We start from the raw sequence: 17,278 nt of genomic DNA on the forward strand, positions 1-17,278 counted from the left end.
ACAGTTGATAAAACAGATGTTTAACCTGTTTCTTTAAAAATGGTCGCGAGTATTGTCTTTGGAATACTCACTATAGAACAATATTCATCTTTTCAATGGCCAGTAAAATCATTAATTACTATGATGTTTTGGCTTCGCCTTTAGGTCGTGGTATTGCAGTCATCTAGTGTGAGTGGATATTTAAAAAACAAAACTGCAGTCAGCTCAAAAAAAGTGAGGACTGCAGTTTTAGAATATAAACCTAAACCAATCTGTCAGTTTTTTAGCTTAGAATATTCAATTTTGTCATACACTCTTTCATCATTTCATACGTTCGGGAAATGTCGTTATCAAGTCCTATTGAGAAACGTATCAGTCCATTGCTTAATCCCATTTGTTCCTGTTCTTCCAGAGGGATTTCCGAAGAAGTAGAACTTCCCGGGGCACTGAACAAAGTTTTGTAGAATCCAAGGCTTACCGCTAGATATCCTAAATTCTTTTCTTGCATCATTTCCATTAATTCGTTTGCCTTTTCCAGCGAACCAACATCTACGGTAAGCATCCCGCCAAAACCGTATTCTTCATTCATTTGTGCTTTCATAGTGTTATATCCTAGATGCGATTGGAGTCCGGGATATACAACTTTTAAACCATCTTTTTCAAATTGATTGGCCAAATAAAGAGCGTTTTCGCTATGTTTTTTAACTCGTAGGTGCAATGTGCGCATGTTTTTTAAGATGGAAGCAGCCCTTAAACTGTCCATAGTGCTTCCCAATAGCATCCCTGCACCTTCGTTTACATCCTTTAGGCTTAAACAGAAATCTGCCGTACCACAAATCACACCGCCCACAGCATCGCTGCTACCGTTTATAAATTTGGTCAAGCTATTAATCACAACATCGGCTCCCAACTTTGCAGGCGCTATCGTTAAAGGAGAAAAGGTATTGTCTACCACCAAAGGCAAGTTGTGTTTTTTGGCTATGGCAGAAATACCTTTAATATCTGAAACTTCTAAAAGCGGATTACTGATGGTTTCGCAGTAAATTATTTTAGTGTCTTCAGTAATTGCTGCCTCCACCTTTTCGAGGTTGGTAGTATCCACAAAAGAGGTCTGGATATTAAATTTTGGCAGGAAATTTTTCATGAAAGCATACGTACCCCCATAAATAGTCCTGCTAGAAACTATATGATCGCCTGCATTGCACAACTGCATAATTACGGCAGTTATTGCTCCCATACCGCTAGCAGTTACATTGGCAGTTTCTGTGCCTTCCATGGCAGCTAAGGCTTCCCCAAGGTATAGATTGGATGGAGAGGAATGCCGGCTGTAGAGATAGCACCCTTCGGTATTGCCTTCAAATGTATCGAACATGGTTTTTGCTGAAAGAAAAGTATAGGTAGAAGAATCAGAAATAGAAGGATTTACACCTCCAAATTCACCGAAATACTGTAAATCTTGAATGTTATCTGCAGGATTGAATTTCATTGATAGTTATTTTAATTTTCACATCAAAATAAAGTATAAGAAGTCTAATAATCAATGAATATCTTTTTATTTAGATTATTAATCTATAAATTAATATTATTACCGACTTTAATTTTATATTTATCATTAATTTTTTCACTTAAAAGATATTTGTTCGCTTATGAAACTTGACGACATCGATAAAAAACTTTTGGAGTTGCTGCAAAAAGATGCCAAACAGACGACCAAGTCTTTGGCTATTCAAATGGATTTATCTAAAACGGCCGTTTACGAGCGCATAAGAAAATTAGAAAAAGGCGACATAATTACAGGATATACAGCCTTATTGGATAAAAAAAAGATCAACAAAGCCTTTATCGTTTTTTGTCATGTTCGGTTAACCCAACACACCAAAGAACACATTACCAGTTTTGAGAGAGAGGTAGTAAGGTTGCCAGAAGTGTTGGAATGCTATCATGTGAGTGGGGAATCAGATTATATTTTAAAAGTAAGTGTAGCCGATATGGGCGCCTACCGAACTTTTATGACCACCAAATTAACTTCTCTAAAACATATTGGGAGTACCCATAGTATTTTTATGATTGAAGAGGTTAAGAATTCCACTGTACTTAGTTTGTAAATATGTTACTCCTATAACTTTAACGTTTTTAAAGCTTATTATTTTTAAAAACATAGATAGTTGCCTTCCCGCAAAACATTTGTATTTTTGTTAACCGATAAAATAAGAGTTACACTAAAAATTTACTATGAATTCATACGATGTGGCCGTTATAGGCTCAGGACCCGGAGGTTATGTTGCAGCAATACGTTGTGCACAATTGGGTATGAAAACTGCTATAATTGAAAAATATAATACCCTTGGCGGAACTTGCTTAAATGTAGGTTGTATCCCTTCTAAGGCTCTATTGGATTCTTCTCACCATTACGAAGACGCCATAAACCACTTCGAAGAGCATGGGATAGAAATTCCCGGGGATGTGAAGGTAAATCTTGAGAAAATGATTGCCCGCAAACAAGGCGTGGTTGATCAAACTACGAAAGGGATCGATTACCTCATGGATAAAAATAAAATTGACGTTTATCATGGGGTTGGAAGCTTTAAAGATGCCACTCATATTATAATCGATGGAGATAAAAAAAAAGAGATAGAAGCTAAGCATACCATCATTGCTACTGGTTCTAAACCTTCTACCTTACCATTTATAGACGTCGATAAGGAAAGAGTTATTACTTCTACGGAAGCCTTAAAATTAAAAGAGATCCCAAAACACCTAATTATTATCGGTGGTGGGGTTATCGGCCTTGAGTTAGGACAGGTTTATCGAAGATTGGGTGCAGAAGTTTCTGTAGTGGAATATATGGATAGAATTATCCCTACCATGGATGGGAGTTTGTCGAAGGAGTTACAAAAAGTACTCAAGAAAAAAGGGATTAAGTTTTACACTTCCCATAAGGTGAAAGAAGTTTCTAGAAAAGGGGACCAAGTAACCATTAAGGCTGACGATAAAAAGGGTAAAGAGGTTTCCTTTGAAGGCGATTATTGTTTGGTTTCTGTAGGTCGTCGTCCTTATACAGACGGTTTAAATGCTGATAAAGCAGGTGTTAAGCTTAACGATAAAGGTCAGGTTGAAGTTAATGACCATTTACAAACCAATGTTTCCAATATTTATGCGATAGGAGACGTTGTAAAAGGAGCCATGTTGGCACATAAGGCCGAAGAAGAAGGTGTTTTGGTTGCTGAAAGTTTAGCTGGACAAAAACCACATATAGATTATAACTTGATTCCGGGTGTTGTATATACTTGGCCGGAAGTTGCTGCCGTTGGTAAAACAGAAGAGCAATTAAAAGAGGCTGGTGTAAAATATAAGTCAGGACAGTTTCCAATGCGAGCGTTGGGTAGAGCTCGTGCCAGTATGGATATAGACGGATTTGTAAAGATATTGGCAGATGCCGAAACCGATGAAGTTCTTGGAGTTCATATGATAGGTGCCCGTACAGCCGATTTAATCTCTGAAGCGGTTACCGCTATGGAATTTAGGGCTAGTGCCGAAGATATTTCACGAATGAGTCATGCACACCCAACATATGCCGAAGCGGTAAAAGAAGCTGCACTGGCTGCTACAGAAGATCGCGCATTGCACGTATAACCGCGGAAAGTTTAAAATGTCACAAAACCCCAAAGTTAATAAATAACTTTGGGGTTTTATTTTTTTATATTTTTTAGCAAGAATCAAGAATAGATTATTTAAAAAATACATTTTTAGTTATTTGAAAAACAACGTTTTAAGCAGCTTTTATTTTTTAGTCCGTTTGTTATTTCAATGGAATTATTTCATAATATTACCACAAAAAAACAGATGAGAAATAGTTGCTTTATCTTTGTTTTATTTATCATAATTGGCTGCAGTAATAATGATGATGAGATCGTTGATTATGCTGGGAATGCCATTTTAGGGGATTGGATTTTGGATTCCGAATACACGTTTGACCCCGACTTTCCTGAATCTCCCATTCCTGCATTAATGGACGGTTGTGAAGGAAAACTTACCTATAGTTTTCAAAGCGATGGAACCTTTAATGTGGAGTATTTTGAGCGTGACGAGCAAAATTGCATAAGTAGGGGTGTAAACAGTGGGGAATGGACGGTGGTTTCAGACAGTGTCTATACTTTTAAACCGAGCTTTAAAATCAACCAGACAGGGGTTTTGAGTGGAAAATATTATGCTCTTTTTTCTGAAGATTTACAGGCAATGGCGCTTATGAATGTGAATAACTCTACCAAAGAAATCGTTTATTTTAAAGAATAGGTTTGTAATTTTACACTGTTAAAAATTACCTACACTTGAAAGATACCTATAGACACCAAGGAATGCGCAAAAAGTTGGCTGAAACCGTTCAGGAAAAAGGAATTTCAGACAAAAGGGTTATTGCCGCTGTCAAGAAAATCCCAAGACATCTTTTTATGGATAGTAGCTTCGAGGATCATGCGTATCAAGATAAAGCATTTCCAATAGGTGCAAGCCAAACGATCTCTCAACCCTACACTGTTGCCTTTCAAACGGAGTTGTTGGAAATTAAACGTGGCGACAAAATTTTGGAAATAGGTACTGGGAGCGGCTATCAAACTGCGATGCTCCTAGAGTTGGGTGCGGTGGTGTATACCATCGAAAGGCAAAAGGAATTATTTAAAAAGGCCAATTTATTTTTACCCAAACTTGGGTACAAACCAAAAAGAATCATCTTCGGAGACGGTTATAAAGGTTTACCGGCCGAAGCTCCTTTTGATGGGATTATTGTAACCGCTGGAGCTCCTTTCGTGCCGAAACCTTTAATGTCGCAATTAAAAGTAGGGGGAAAGTTGGTTATTCCAGTAGGCGATGAAGTGCAAACAATGACACTTTTTACCCGAAAGAGCCAAAAGGAATTTGAAAAATATGAATTTGGGGAATTTCGCTTTGTGCCTTTGCTCGAGGATAAAAATTAGGGTTTAATCTCATCAAAAAAAAAGAAACTCGGACTAAACTATTAAATTCTATCTTTAAGCCATTTGTGGAAAGAATAGAAATTTTGTGGAGCCACACCATGTCCCACCGGAAACTCTTCATATACATGTTCGATATTTAGAGATTCCAGAAAAGGTTTTGTCTTGCGGGCCCATTCCACCGGGATTACTTGGTCTACAGAACCGTGGGAGCAGTAGAATTTAAGTTTCGATAGATCTTTATTTTGATAACCGTCTTTTATTATATCCCTATTTACATATCCGCTTAAAGCAATAACATTTTTTACTTTTTCTGGATAGGAAAGAGCCACCGCATAACTTAAAATAGAACCTTGACTAAACCCTAGAAGCGTTACGTTATTTTTATCTAAGCTGTAAGAATCAATCGCCTCATCGATAAAATTGGCAATCGCTTCCCTAGATTGAATCGCCTGCTCATCATCACTCCATTTCCCGTCTTCAGCATCGAAATGAATGGCATACCAAGCGTGTCCGTAAGGCATTAAATCGTAAGGTGCCCGCACGGAAATAATGCATAGCTCGTCAGGTAATTCTGAAGCAAAAGAAAACAAATCGTCTTCATTGCTCCCATATCCATGAAACATGAATAGTACGGGCGCATTTTTTATTTCTTTTTTTGGAGCTCTTAAAATATGATAAAGGGAGAGGGTTTTTGTCTGCAAAACGTAAATTGTATTTATTATTTAATAAAAGTAAACCACTTTTGGAAATAGCTTCCTACCAGCGGTACTTCTGTATATTTTTCTTGTAACATGGTTATAAAACCATAGATCCACAAAATAGAGATAGAAATATAAAAAGGAAAAGTAATCAACCAAGAATCGAAATACCCTACAACATATCCAAAAATCACAAACAATAGGTTGAGACCAAGTGCTTGACGTATGTGGAAACTAGCAAACTGATTTTGCTTGTCCATATTTAGGATATAGGCGATAAGCGTACCAAAGATGGTAAAATAAGCAATGATGGCATTGGTTTTTCCGTCGCGTTCTGGTTTTATTTCCATTAGTAATCTTTTATTAATAGTTGATTATTAGCAATAACCCCATAAGCTTTTCCTTTCAACTCTTCTCCCAAAAAGGCACTGTTTTTAGATGTTGATGTTATATTTTTTACTGAAAAAGCATACTTCAAGTCCGGGTTAAACAGACTTAAATTGGCGCTGTTTCCAACTTCAATTTCTTCTGAAGCGATTCCAAACCTAGATTTTCCAGCGGTTAACATTTCAATGGATTTTTCCATGGGAACCAATTTATTTAATGCTCCAAATGCACTTTCGAGTCCGATACTACCGTACATGGCGTGATCGAATTCTACTTTTTTCTGTTCTACATCGATGGGATTGTGGTCGCTTGTTACAAAGTCTATGGTACCTTCGTTTAATCCTTGTAGTAAGGCGTTGGTATCTTTCTCGGTACGAAGAGGTGGTAGTAATTTATAATTGGTATCGAATTCTACTAGCTTTTCATCTGTTAAAAATAGATTATGTATAGCTACACTGCAGCTAACGTCCAAACCTTTGGCTTTGGCTTCTCTAATCAGTGCCACCGATTTTTCCGTAGAAATGGTTGGGATATGTAATTTTCCACCGGCATATTCCAAAATAAATAGATCCCGTGCAATTTGTAATTCTTCCGCTAGGGCAGGAATCCCTTTTAGCCCTAACTTGGTTGCTGTAGCTTCTTCGTTAACAATTCCTTTTCCAGCAATTTTATTTTCTTGCGGGTAAGAAAGTACCAAACCATTAAAGTTTTGGGAATATTGCAAGGCTATTTTAAGAAGGTTAGGATTGCTTACGGGCTTTTGATAATCTCCAAAGGCAATTGCCCCTGCATTTTTCATGTCGTAAAGCTCGGCAAGGTCCACACTTTCACTCCGCACCGTAAGTGCCCCAATAGGGTAGAGGTTCGTGGTTTTTCCTTGCGCCTTAGCTTTTAAAAAACTAATATCTGCATTAGTATCTGCTATTGGGTTTGCGTTGGGATTTACAGCAATTCCAGTAAAACCGCTGAGTCCAGCCGTTTGGAGTCCGTTTTCAATAGTTTCCCTTTCTTCGAAACCAGGCTCTCCTAAACTTACACTGCTATCAAACCATCCTTGGGATACATGGAGATTTTCAAGCTCTACCAATTCATAATCCTCATTATTGGTAATGGTATCCCCAATTTTGGAAATAACTCCATTTTCAATAAGAATGTCTTTTGTTTGCTGGTGATAGTTGCTTTTTGGAGCTATTATTTTAGCCGACTTTACAAGGATATTCATTTAAAATATTTTAAGATGAGCAGTTCGATACATAATAATACCAATGCAAAAATAACAAACCATTTCCAAAGCTCATCGACATTGTTTTTACTTTTTATATTTTTAAAGGTTTCTTCCAGGGAAAAAGATTTATTGGCCTCTTTCATGCTTGAAATGTCAAGATAATTTAGCTTGCTTTCTTGTCGATTGTAATTAAAGCTCACGGTAACTAAAGAATCCTTTTCATGTAAGATGGAGTAAGTTCCGGCCTGCGATGGTTGATCTGTAACCGTAATCCTTACTTTGTTGTTAAAGCTTTGCTGCAGCGGGATAAAAGAGTTTTCGGTATTGCTTATAGTTAGTATTTCATCATTCGCCAAAGATGCATCTACATCAAAAGCGTTGGAATTTCCAATGGTATAATACAAATTAGGCAATGCCAAACTTTCTTTTCCACTATTGTAAAATGTGGGTACGATGAGCGGTGCATTTTTAAAATTGGTGATGTTCTCGTTTAATGGTGATGTGAAAAGGTATAGGCCATTCCCTTCCGCTAGAAAAGGAGCATTATTTGCATATAAAATGGGACTCCCAAAGCTGCCACTAACCTTATAAAAAGAGGTGGTTTTTGGAAATTGAAAATTGCTCACTTTTTCTTCAAAAACTTCTTTGAATAAAGGGTGATCGTAAGCTATTTGGGTAATTTGAAGCTCTTCCGTTACCAAGTCATTCAGTTTCATATTGGCTACCGAGCTCAATAAATTGTTATAGCTGGTTATATCTATCTCTTCGGAAGGAATAACGCTGATCTTCCCTCCATTTTGTACTGAGGAAACAATTGCTTTGATAAGCGCATTGGAAATGGTTGACAGTTCGTTAAGAACAATGAGATTTTGTTGGGAAAGCTGATTGAAATCTATTGAAGACGATGTCACCGATTGGTAATTGAATTCATCGTCGGTAAAAATTCGTTTTAAAAAGCGGTCATCGGCTTCGTTTATGGCGAGCACATTAATTTTTGAAGGTTTGTTCAGCGAAAAATATAACTCATTATCGTATTGCAATCCGTTGTCTTCAATGATGATTTTTCCTTTAATGGTTTGGTTTGTTATTGGAATGGTAAAATCTACATAAGCGGTGCCTTTATTGAAATTTGCCGCTGTTTTAGCGATTAATCTGTCGCCATCGAAAAGGGAAACGGGAGTACTTTCAATATTGAAATTTGTGGATAAATAAACTTGGCATGTATAATTTTCTAAATCCCTATCAACTAAAAAAATACTATCTATAGCAGTATTGTTTTTAACCTTGGGCTGCATCTGAACCAGATTTAAAGCGAACGTTTTTAGGGAATCCTTTATTGGCTTTCGTTCTTGAAAATCGGAAACAACCAATAAATTTTTTACGGAATTTTCATTTATAAAGTAGTTACTTCCTTTAAGTGTAATTTCGTTTAATGATAGTTGAGAAGACGAGTAGGGCAGTGCCAAAAGTTCGTTTTTAATATCATTTATACCAACATTCTTATATTCGCTCGTGTTGGTAAACAGCGAAAAAGTCTCTGAAGGGGATATATTTTCAATTAATTGGTTTACAGCGCGTGGAAGCAATTCCCCTTGGGAGCCCTGAAGCTGCATACTAAAGGAATTATCCAAATAGATTACTTTTTCTTCCGAAGTTGTTTTTATATTCCTATTGGATAGATAAGGTTGGGCAAAAGCTAGAATGATTGCCGCGAAAGCCAACATTCGTGTGCACAATACCAACCATTTTTTTAACTGCGAACTTTTTCTGGTTTGCAGGCTTATTTTCTTTAGAAAAGCCACATTGGTAAAAGCTTCTTTTTGAAACTTTCGAAGTTGGAATAAATGAATGAGAACAGGAATGATCAATAAAAAAAGAGCCCAAAGAATTTCCGGATGTTTAAACTGCATTCCCAATTTTTATAAATACGTTTTCCAAAGATACATTAAAGAACTGTTGAAATAAAAGTTTTAAATAACGATTTGGCGTACCTCTAACTTTACTCACTAAATGAGATTTTACAATGTTCCGGTGCATTCGTCGAAATATTTATAGTTTCTTCATCCTATTATACCTCCTGTGAATGTACTGAGGTTGTTTACTAACCACAAAATTAAACCCACTTTGGAAAACGAAAATGTGTTATTTGTTTATTAATACTTGGCGGATTTCCCCTGATTGGAAGTAGAAAGGATAAACGCCCGAATATCTTCGTTGGCCGTTTTTAAATCTTCCTTTCTAAGGTACATCATATGTCCGCTTCGGTACCCTTTAAATTGTAAACGATCTTTCATTTTTCCAGAAGGATCCAATTGCCACATGCTGTATTTGGTATTGAAATAGGTGGTCGCCCCATCGTAATAACCGGCTTGGTACAGCACGTTTAAATAAGGGTTTTCTGCCATGGCCTGCCTTAAATCTTCACGTGTATTGTCATTTTCAAGGTCCCAAGGGTGCACATCCCCAAACATTTGGTAAGGAACATCGGTTTTAAATTTTAATTCTTCCTGTAGGTAGTAATTAATAGCTGGTGTAAACGAGTGAAGCCATGAAGTAAGTTCTGCATTGTAGTCTGGGCGTGTACCAGCATCCATCTTATCAATTCCCAAGTAGCGGGAATCTAACCTTCCAACTGTGTATCCTCGGTCGCGCAATAGTTCTTTCCAGAAAAAGGAGGTAGGAACATCTAGATTGTGCTGTAAAATGGATTTTTCTGAAAGTCCTGAATATTTTGCCATTTCAGAAGCAACTTGAGATCTTTCCGAATCCGTAATCATACTTCCTTTCGCGAGTGCGGGAATAAGCTCGTTTATGGTATACGCTTCTACTTCTGGGAGTACTTCCAACAAATCTTTTTGCTGTAAATTGCTTCCCAATGCTTTTTGGTGCCATGCGGCAGCGGTGTAATAAGGTAGGTTTAAAGCCGAGGCTACAGGGCCGCCAACGCGCAAGACTTTATAATCTGCCGGTGAAACCATAATAACACCATTAAGGTACATCCATTCCCTATCTTGTAAAGCCAACGATAAACCGGCAACACGGGTGCCACCGTAACTCTCACCAATAATGTATTTTGGGGAACGCCAGCGATTGTTTCTGGTGACAAAAGTAGTAATCCAATCTGCTAAATATTTAATATCTGCATTAATCCCAAAGAATTTTTCCTTATCGGGATACTTACCTTCCTTATCAGGTACCATGGCAGAGTATCCAGTGTTCACTGGATTTACATAAACAATATCGGCTACGTCTAATATGGAATTTGGATTGTCTTTAACGCCATAGGGTTGAACCGGGTAGCCTTCTTCATCGATATTTAATATTTTTGGGCCCGTATATGCCAAATGCATCCATACTGAAGCAGATCCGGGGCCTCCATTAAATGATATTAAAAGAGGTCTATTGGCATCATTTTCAATATCTGTACGGTAATAATAGGTGTGAAAAAGTGAGGCAATTACATTTCCCTTTTCGTCCCAAACCGGTAAGGTTCCCGTATTGGTTTTATAGGCCACTTTTTTACCGTTAATACTTACTTGATGTGAAGTGGTAACAATAGTATCTGTTGGTATTTCCCTTTTTTGAGAAAAGACAGTGGTAAATGCCATAAAAAATACAGCAATAAAGATATATTTCATCATAAATAATTTAAGAAGATAAAGGTACTTAATTCAACAATACTATAAAACTGATTTTGGCCTTCCTTATAATCATTCTAATTATTGAACTTAAGTTTACTTAGTAACATTCATATTACAATTAATTAAAGTATTGACATTTTTAAGATAATAATCTTCAGAATCTCATTGGATAATTTTGAGCTTCAATAACTTATTAACTTAAAAAAATTAAAATGTTGAAAAAATTAACCCTTCGTATTTTATTTCTTTCTCTCTTAGGAGCGTTCACTATTGGGTGTGATCCAGAAGATGGAATGGATGGACTGGATGGTCGTGATGGTATTGACGGTCAAAATGGAGCTGATGGTAAAGATGGTGAAGATCTTACAGCTGAGCTTACCATTTTTGAAAACAAGTCTAATTTAGATCCTTTAGTGGCCGTACAGCCGCAGTTTAATTATGTAAAGGCTTATTCCTTGTTAAGTTCCTCTGACACCCTATCTAATGGATTTCAGTTGGTTGGTGCACAGGATGGAGCCGGACTTTTAAAAGATCCAAATGGTTCTGGATATATTTATCTTTCGAATGCTGAAGACGATTATGCAGTTTCCAGAATTCGTTTCGATGAGTTTATGAATCCGATTGAAGGCGATTGGTTGTTAAACTCTGGAGTTGCCGATTTTGCCCGTCAATGTTCAGGAACCATGTGGGAGGCTTCCATTCATGGAGGAAGTTCAGATTTATTTCTATCGGCTTCTGAAAGTATTAATTACGATGTAAAAGGAATTGATCCCTATGTAACAAACCCAACCCCAACTGCTGATTTTGGTCTGGATGCTTTAGGGGAATTCTCTTGGGAAAATGCGGTGCCGCTTCCTCAAGTAGCTTATTCTGGTAAAACCGTTATTATTGGGGGAGATGACGATTCCAGCGGATCTGAAGGACAGGTAACCTTATACTACAGCGAAAATGGTGACGCCGATCTTACTGGAGGAAAAATTTACGTATTACGATTCAAACAAATATCAGATGGCGCGGGTGGAGTTACAGATGTAACTCCGGGAATGATCTATAACGAGAGTAACTTAGATTTTCAAAAAACCTACGATGTGGAATTCGTTGAAATTACAGGAGGAAAGGACCTAACTAAAGATGAGATGGAAACCGCATGTGTAGATGTTCAAGCTTCAGCATTTATGAGGGTAGAAGATGTAGATTATCAAAAAGGCTCTGCCGAAGCCAACCGTAACGTTTATTTTGCCGTAACAGGCCGTGGCCCTGGTCGAGGCACTTACAACGATTGGGGAACCGTTTATAAATTACAATTGGATGAAGCCAACCCACTATCAGGTAAATTGACACAAGTAATCAGCGGAAATACCGATACCAATAATGCGGACGGAAATTTGGGATTACTTCAAAGTCCGGATAATATTTGTGTTACCAATAACTTCATTTATACACAAGAAGATCCAAATTCCTTCAGTAGAGGTCATTCTGCTTACATTTATCAATCGGATCTTAATGGGAATAACACTCAAGTAGTGCTAGAATTTTTAGTACGTCAAGATCTTGCTGAAAATGGAAGCACTGGTGTAAGTGGTGAATATGGTGCACTTACCGATGTTTCAGAAAAATTGGGAGTGCCAAATACGTTTATGTTAAATCTTCAACCTCATTACTGGAGAAGTGAAGACTTTAAGGGTAAAGATGGACACATAAACGAATCTTATGAAGACAACCAAGGAGGACAAATTGTTCTTTTAAGCGGATTGCCCAGATAATACTTTTAGATTATAATAGAAAACTGTCAACCTGAACTTATCGATGTTTTAGTAGTTGTTTTAAATACTACTTTCGATAGGCTCAGGCTGACATTTAATGTTTAGGACTTTATTGTGATACAGCTTCTTTACTTTTAATTTATATCCTCGCACTAATGAAAAATCAAATATTTCTTTTAATACTAACTTTGATTATATTTTCTTGTAAGAATGTACCACAGGAAAAGGGTGAAATGGAAACCTTTGGAAATTTTGAACCTGCACAGGAATTTTATCTTTCCAATTTAAACCAAAGTATTAGGTTGATGGATTCCCTAGCTCAGTATGAAGCAGAAACGCCCGAAGCCAAAGAGATTTTCATCGCTTTACGCTCTTCCTTTAAGAAAGCAGAACCTTATGCTGCTTATCTAAATCCTGAAATTGGACATAGGGTAAATGGTCCTGCACTGCCAATTTTTACCGATGATACCCAAAGGGTCTTAAACCCAATTGGGTTACAAAAAATTGAAGAATCTATTTTCGAAGGAGGAACGTCTAAAGTTGTTTACAAAAAAGAAGTTTCTTTAACCAAGGGATTGCTAAAGGTTTTACAGGATTATGTGTCGAGTAAAAAATTGGATTCCCAACGATTTTTTATTGCTACACATCAGCAATTGTTTCGTATTGTTAGCCTTGGTATTTCTGGTTTCGATACTCCAGTTAGTCAATTAGGACTTCAAGAAAGCGCTATTTCTTTAGAAAGTTTACTTTATGTTTATAAGCTAAGCATTCAAAATATTATACAGGAAAAAAATACGGAGTTAGACCAAGAATTCGAACAGAATATTATTGATGCTGTAGCTTATCTAAATAATAATACCAACTTCGAGGCCTTTGATAGATTTACTTTTATAAGGGATTATATGAATCCAATTACAAGAAATTGGGTAGAAATACGTAAAACCAGTAAACTATGGGAAGGTACAAACAACAAACCGTTTAACTTCGATGCTCCCACTTTTTTTGAGAAAAATTCTTTTAACAAAGATTATTTTATGCCTGTTACCAACCGCAATGCCACCCCTGAACAAATCGACTTGGGAGAGAAACTTTTTTTCGATCCAAACTTATCCGCTACAGGAAAAATGTCTTGTGCCACCTGTCACTCTCCGGAAAAAGCATATACCGATGGCCTAATGGTCAATTTGGATAATGAAGGGGAACCGCTGAAAAGAAATACTCCAACACTTATAAATTCTGTGTATCAAAGAAGTTTTTTCTGGGATGGTAGATCACCTACAATTATGAATCAGATTTCTGAAGTTTTTAGTAACACAAAAGAATTCAACTCCAATGTTCATCAATTTTCAGATAAAATATTAAAAGATACCACTTACAATTCCATGTTTAGAAGTGCTTTTGGTAAGATTCCCACCAAAAACAGTGAAATTATTAAAGCAATATCTTCTTACGTGGCATCCTTAAATGGATTTAATTCTAAGTTTGATAGAAATATTCGTGGAGAGATTCATACCATTACAGAAAAGGAAAAATTAGGTTTTAATATTTTTATGGGAAAAGGGCTGTGTGCAACATGTCATTTTATTCCTCTTACCAATGGAACCGTTCCACCGTTTTTTGCGGAGACCGAGAAAGAAGTGATCGGGGTGCCCGAAACCGCAGCAAATAGACAATTGGATGATGATCTGGGTTTTTATTGGATGTTTCAAGAGGAATTACATCGCGGAATGTTTAAAACGCCAACACTTAGGAATGTTGCTTTAACCGCACCTTACATGCACAATGGGGTGTACAATTCTTTACCACAGGTAATGGAGTTTTACAATCTTGGGGGCGGCGGAGGAATGGGATTCGATCTACCACATCAAACCTTGCCTTTTGATGAATTAAATTTAAATAAAAAAGAGCTGGATGCTTTAGTGGCTTTTATGAAAACATTAACCGATACAGCTGTTGAAGAGTACGAAGCAAGCCTTTAAAATTTCTCAAAAACCCCCAAGCCAAACAGAGCAAAATCATATTTAACAGGATCTTTAGGATCTAGCTTTCTAAGGTTTTTGTCCAGCTCCTGCAACGCCTTGGCATCGTTTTGCTTTCTTTTGAGCAGGCTTAATTTTCTGGCAACGTTTCCGGAGTGTACGTCGAGCGGACAAGATAGTAGCGCAGGGGAGATGCTTTTCCATATCCCAAAGTCAACGCCGTGGTTGTCTTGGCGTACCATCCATCGTAAAAACATATTGATCCTTTTGGCTGAAGAGCCTTTAAGCGGATTGGAAACATGTTTTTGCGTTCTCGGTAAATGTTCTACCTCAAAAAAGAGCTCCTTAAACTTTGCAATAGCCGGTTGTAAGGAATCTTTACTGGCATATTTTGCAAAAATAGGTTCCATGCCATCGTAGTTTTTATAGAGGTGCTGAAGGCTTTTTATAAATTGAATAAAGTCGTATCCATTAAAGGTGCGGTGTACAAAGGGGAGTAGCTTTTGCAGATCTTCTTCGGAATGGTTTATAACAAAATCGTAAGGGGAATCATCCATAAGAGTCATCATTTTACGCGCATTGTTAATTATACTTTTTCGGTTTCCCCAAGCAATGGTAGCTGCCAAAAATCCCGAAATCTCTATATCTTCTTTGGCCGTAAATCTATGTGGTATTTGTATAGGGTCCGTTTCAATAAAGTCAGGATTATTGTAGTAGGCTGCTTTTTGGTCTAGAAATTCTTTTAATTCAGATTTTTTCAAAAAAATAGAAGTTATATATTTTTCAAAAGTATAGTTGGGATAACTATATTATTACAACCTTAAATTATACCACTATATTACCATCTACCATAGTGAGTTTCCTATCGGCCATATCTGCCAATTCTTCATTGTGGGTAACAATAACAAAGGTCTGTCCAAATTGATCCCTAAGTTCAAAAAATAAATTATGCAATCTATCAGCACTTTCCGAATCTAAATTTCCGCTGGGCTCATCTGCAAAAACTATGGAAGGGTTGTTAATTAATGCACGGGCAACGGCAACCCTTTGTTGCTCTCCTCCAGAAAGCTCGTTTGGTTTATGGTCTATTCTATGGGAAAGTCCTAAAAAATCCAATAGCTCTTTGGCTCTTTTTTCGGCCTCAGCTTTTGGTGTTTTTTTAATAAAAGCGGGGATACAAACATTTTCCAAAGCGGTAAACTCTGGCAGTAACTGATGAAACTGAAAGATAAAACCGATGTGTTCATTTCTAAATTTGGCCAGCTCTTTATCTTTAAGTTTACTTACTTCCTTATTGTTAATTAAAAGCTCGAGATCGGCAGCTTTATCGGGCTTGTCCAAGGTTCCTAAAATCTGCAATAAGGTGGTTTTTCCTGCTCCGGAAGCACCTACTATGGAAATAACTTCCCCTTTGGTAATAGACACATTAACCCCCTTAAGCACCTCTAAAGAACCAAATGTTTTATGAATATTCTTAGCTTCAATCATATGAAAATAAATATGTATTCCCGAAAAATTTTATGCGGGATGTATAAAAATTAAAGATTATTTGCATTAAGTAAATTAAATAACCTTGCGTAAATATAGTCCGACTTTGTTTTACTTAGATGCAAAGCTGCTAAGTTATCGATTCGGTATTTAAAACGAAAGTTTCTGTAAGCAGGATTTAAATATTAAAAAGAAATTAGCTTCTCGCTTTTTGTTCCATGGGTAATAAACACTCGTAGATCATCTCATTAATTGGGGTCGCCACCCCGAGTTTTTTACCTTCTTGCACAATATAGCCATTAAAGTTTTCTAGTTCTGAAGGTTTTCCTTCCATAATATCCCTTTGCGTAGATGCGGTGCTTTTTGGATCTTGATGATCGATAATTTCGAAAACGTTTTTAACATCTTCTTCATTCAAGTCGATTTTCTTGGTTTGCGCTATTTTTAAAATTTCGTAGGCTGTTTGCAGCATCATATCATAGAGATAGGTGCTTTTTCGAATCTCGCCTATTGGAACCCGGGTGAGTCCGCCGATGCCGCTAATAGTACAAATAAACATAAATTTCTTCCATACCTCTCGATGGATATCCTTTGCCAGGATACCATTAATACCAGCTTCAATAAAGATATCTTGAATGTTTAGAATCCGCTTTGTTTGCTTATTGTCCAGTTCGCCAAAAGTAAGCGTGGGATCTACCGCAAAGTGCCGTATGACTCCTGGGGATTCCTTAAAACTTATAATATTGCATAAACCACTTAAAATTTGATCTTTCGGAAGAAATTGCATCAATTTTTGTGGATTGCTGGCACCGTTTTGTAATGGTAGGAAAAGTGTGCCTGTGTTTATAAAAGGTTTAATTGCTTCTGCGGCTTTAGGCAGTTGCCAACTTTTTACACCAAAAATCACCAAATCTGGCGTTGGTATTTCCCTTAGGTCTTCGGTTGCAAGATCTGGTTTTACGTTAAAATCCCCTTGAAAACTTTTTACCGTAATACCCTGTTTTTGTATAGCTTTTAAATGCTCTCCACGGGCCACAAAACTAACATGGTGATCGGTGGTGGCCAATTTGGCACCAAAATACCCGCCTACACCGCCAATACCGTATATTAAAATGTTCATATCCTAAAATTTATATTCTTAAAAATAC

Annotated in this window: 15 protein-coding genes; 6 read left to right on the forward strand and 9 right to left on the reverse strand. The window is 37.0% G+C overall.

Annotated elements, in window-relative coordinates:
* Nucleotides 1-262: 262 nt before the first annotated feature.
* Nucleotides 263-1,465 carry an aminotransferase class I/II-fold pyridoxal phosphate-dependent enzyme gene (locus HX109_RS13310; RefSeq protein WP_178952775.1) on the reverse strand — a complete coding sequence of 401 codons (1,203 nt, stop codon included), beginning with the start codon at nucleotides 1,463-1,465 and terminating at the stop codon, nucleotides 263-265.
* 160 nt (nucleotides 1,466-1,625) lie between these two features.
* On the opposite strand from HX109_RS13310, the gene HX109_RS13315 reads away from it, so the two are divergent.
* The 4 genes from HX109_RS13315 (at nucleotide 1,626) to HX109_RS13330 (ending at nucleotide 4,949) form a co-directional block, all read left to right on the forward strand.
* Complete coding sequence (locus HX109_RS13315; RefSeq protein WP_178952777.1) at nucleotides 1,626-2,084, forward strand: Lrp/AsnC family transcriptional regulator; 459 nt, start codon at nucleotides 1,626-1,628, stop codon at nucleotides 2,082-2,084.
* A 127-nt stretch (nucleotides 2,085-2,211) separates the two neighbouring features.
* A complete protein-coding gene (gene lpdA / locus HX109_RS13320; RefSeq protein ID WP_178952779.1) occupies nucleotides 2,212-3,612 on the forward strand; it encodes a dihydrolipoyl dehydrogenase in 1,401 nt (466 codons plus the stop codon).
* Nucleotides 3,613-3,822: 210 nt separating this feature from the next.
* On the forward strand, nucleotides 3,823-4,272 hold the full coding sequence (locus tag HX109_RS13325; RefSeq protein ID WP_178952781.1) for a lipocalin family protein: 450 nt from the start codon (nucleotides 3,823-3,825) through the stop codon (nucleotides 4,270-4,272).
* Between the two features lie 35 nt (nucleotides 4,273-4,307).
* On the forward strand, nucleotides 4,308-4,949 hold the full coding sequence (locus tag HX109_RS13330) for a protein-L-isoaspartate(D-aspartate) O-methyltransferase (protein WP_178952783.1): 642 nt from the start codon (nucleotides 4,308-4,310) through the stop codon (nucleotides 4,947-4,949).
* A 41-nt stretch (nucleotides 4,950-4,990) separates the two neighbouring features.
* Here HX109_RS13330 and HX109_RS13335 read toward each other — a convergent pair whose 3' ends face one another.
* The 5 genes from HX109_RS13335 to HX109_RS13355 form a co-directional block, all read right to left on the reverse strand.
* The gene (locus HX109_RS13335; protein WP_178952786.1) at nucleotides 4,991-5,650 is read right to left on the reverse strand and encodes an alpha/beta hydrolase; all 660 of its coding nucleotides are present in this window, start codon (nucleotides 5,648-5,650) and stop codon (nucleotides 4,991-4,993) included.
* 17 nt (nucleotides 5,651-5,667) lie between these two features.
* Complete coding sequence (locus HX109_RS13340; RefSeq protein ID WP_178952788.1) at nucleotides 5,668-5,997, reverse strand: hypothetical protein; 330 nt, start codon at nucleotides 5,995-5,997, stop codon at nucleotides 5,668-5,670.
* Nucleotides 5,997-7,256, reverse strand: a complete 1,260-nt coding sequence (locus HX109_RS13345) for a dihydroorotase (protein ID WP_178952790.1) — start codon at nucleotides 7,254-7,256, stop codon at nucleotides 5,997-5,999. The genes HX109_RS13340 and HX109_RS13345 overlap by 1 nt, the downstream gene beginning before the upstream one ends.
* A complete protein-coding gene (locus HX109_RS13350; RefSeq protein WP_178952792.1) occupies nucleotides 7,253-9,169 on the reverse strand; it encodes a BatA domain-containing protein in 1,917 nt (638 codons plus the stop codon). Before HX109_RS13350 ends, HX109_RS13345 begins: the two co-directional genes overlap by 4 nt.
* 243 nt (nucleotides 9,170-9,412) lie before the next feature.
* The gene (locus HX109_RS13355) at nucleotides 9,413-10,897 is read right to left on the reverse strand and encodes a S10 family peptidase (protein WP_410504063.1); all 1,485 of its coding nucleotides are present in this window, start codon (nucleotides 10,895-10,897) and stop codon (nucleotides 9,413-9,415) included.
* Nucleotides 10,898-11,112: 215 nt separating this feature from the next.
* Here HX109_RS13355 and HX109_RS13360 point away from each other — a divergent pair, with 215 nt between their 5' ends.
* Both HX109_RS13360 and HX109_RS13365 read left to right on the forward strand, forming a co-directional pair.
* Complete coding sequence (locus tag HX109_RS13360; protein WP_178952797.1) at nucleotides 11,113-12,663, forward strand: hypothetical protein; 1,551 nt, start codon at nucleotides 11,113-11,115, stop codon at nucleotides 12,661-12,663.
* 155 nt (nucleotides 12,664-12,818) lie between these two features.
* Complete coding sequence (locus tag HX109_RS13365; protein ID WP_178952799.1) at nucleotides 12,819-14,642, forward strand: cytochrome-c peroxidase; 1,824 nt, start codon at nucleotides 12,819-12,821, stop codon at nucleotides 14,640-14,642.
* Here HX109_RS13365 and HX109_RS13370 read toward each other — a convergent pair.
* From HX109_RS13370 to HX109_RS13380, 3 genes are all read right to left on the reverse strand, one after another.
* Nucleotides 14,639-15,403 (reverse strand): TIGR02757 family protein, encoded by a 765-nt coding sequence (locus tag HX109_RS13370; protein WP_178952800.1) that lies wholly within the window; start codon nucleotides 15,401-15,403, stop codon nucleotides 14,639-14,641. The genes HX109_RS13365 and HX109_RS13370 overlap by 4 nt on opposite strands.
* A 64-nt stretch (nucleotides 15,404-15,467) precedes the next feature.
* On the reverse strand, nucleotides 15,468-16,130 hold the full coding sequence (locus HX109_RS13375; RefSeq protein WP_178952802.1) for an ABC transporter ATP-binding protein: 663 nt from the start codon (nucleotides 16,128-16,130) through the stop codon (nucleotides 15,468-15,470).
* A 196-nt stretch (nucleotides 16,131-16,326) separates the two neighbouring features.
* Nucleotides 16,327-17,250, reverse strand: coding sequence for a ketopantoate reductase family protein (locus HX109_RS13380; protein ID WP_178952804.1), 924 nt, complete (start codon nucleotides 17,248-17,250; stop codon nucleotides 16,327-16,329).
* Nucleotides 17,251-17,278: the final 28 nt, after the last annotated feature.

The sequence above is a fragment of the Galbibacter sp. BG1 genome (assembly GCF_013391805.1).
GTDB lineage: Bacteria > Bacteroidota > Bacteroidia > Flavobacteriales > Flavobacteriaceae > Galbibacter.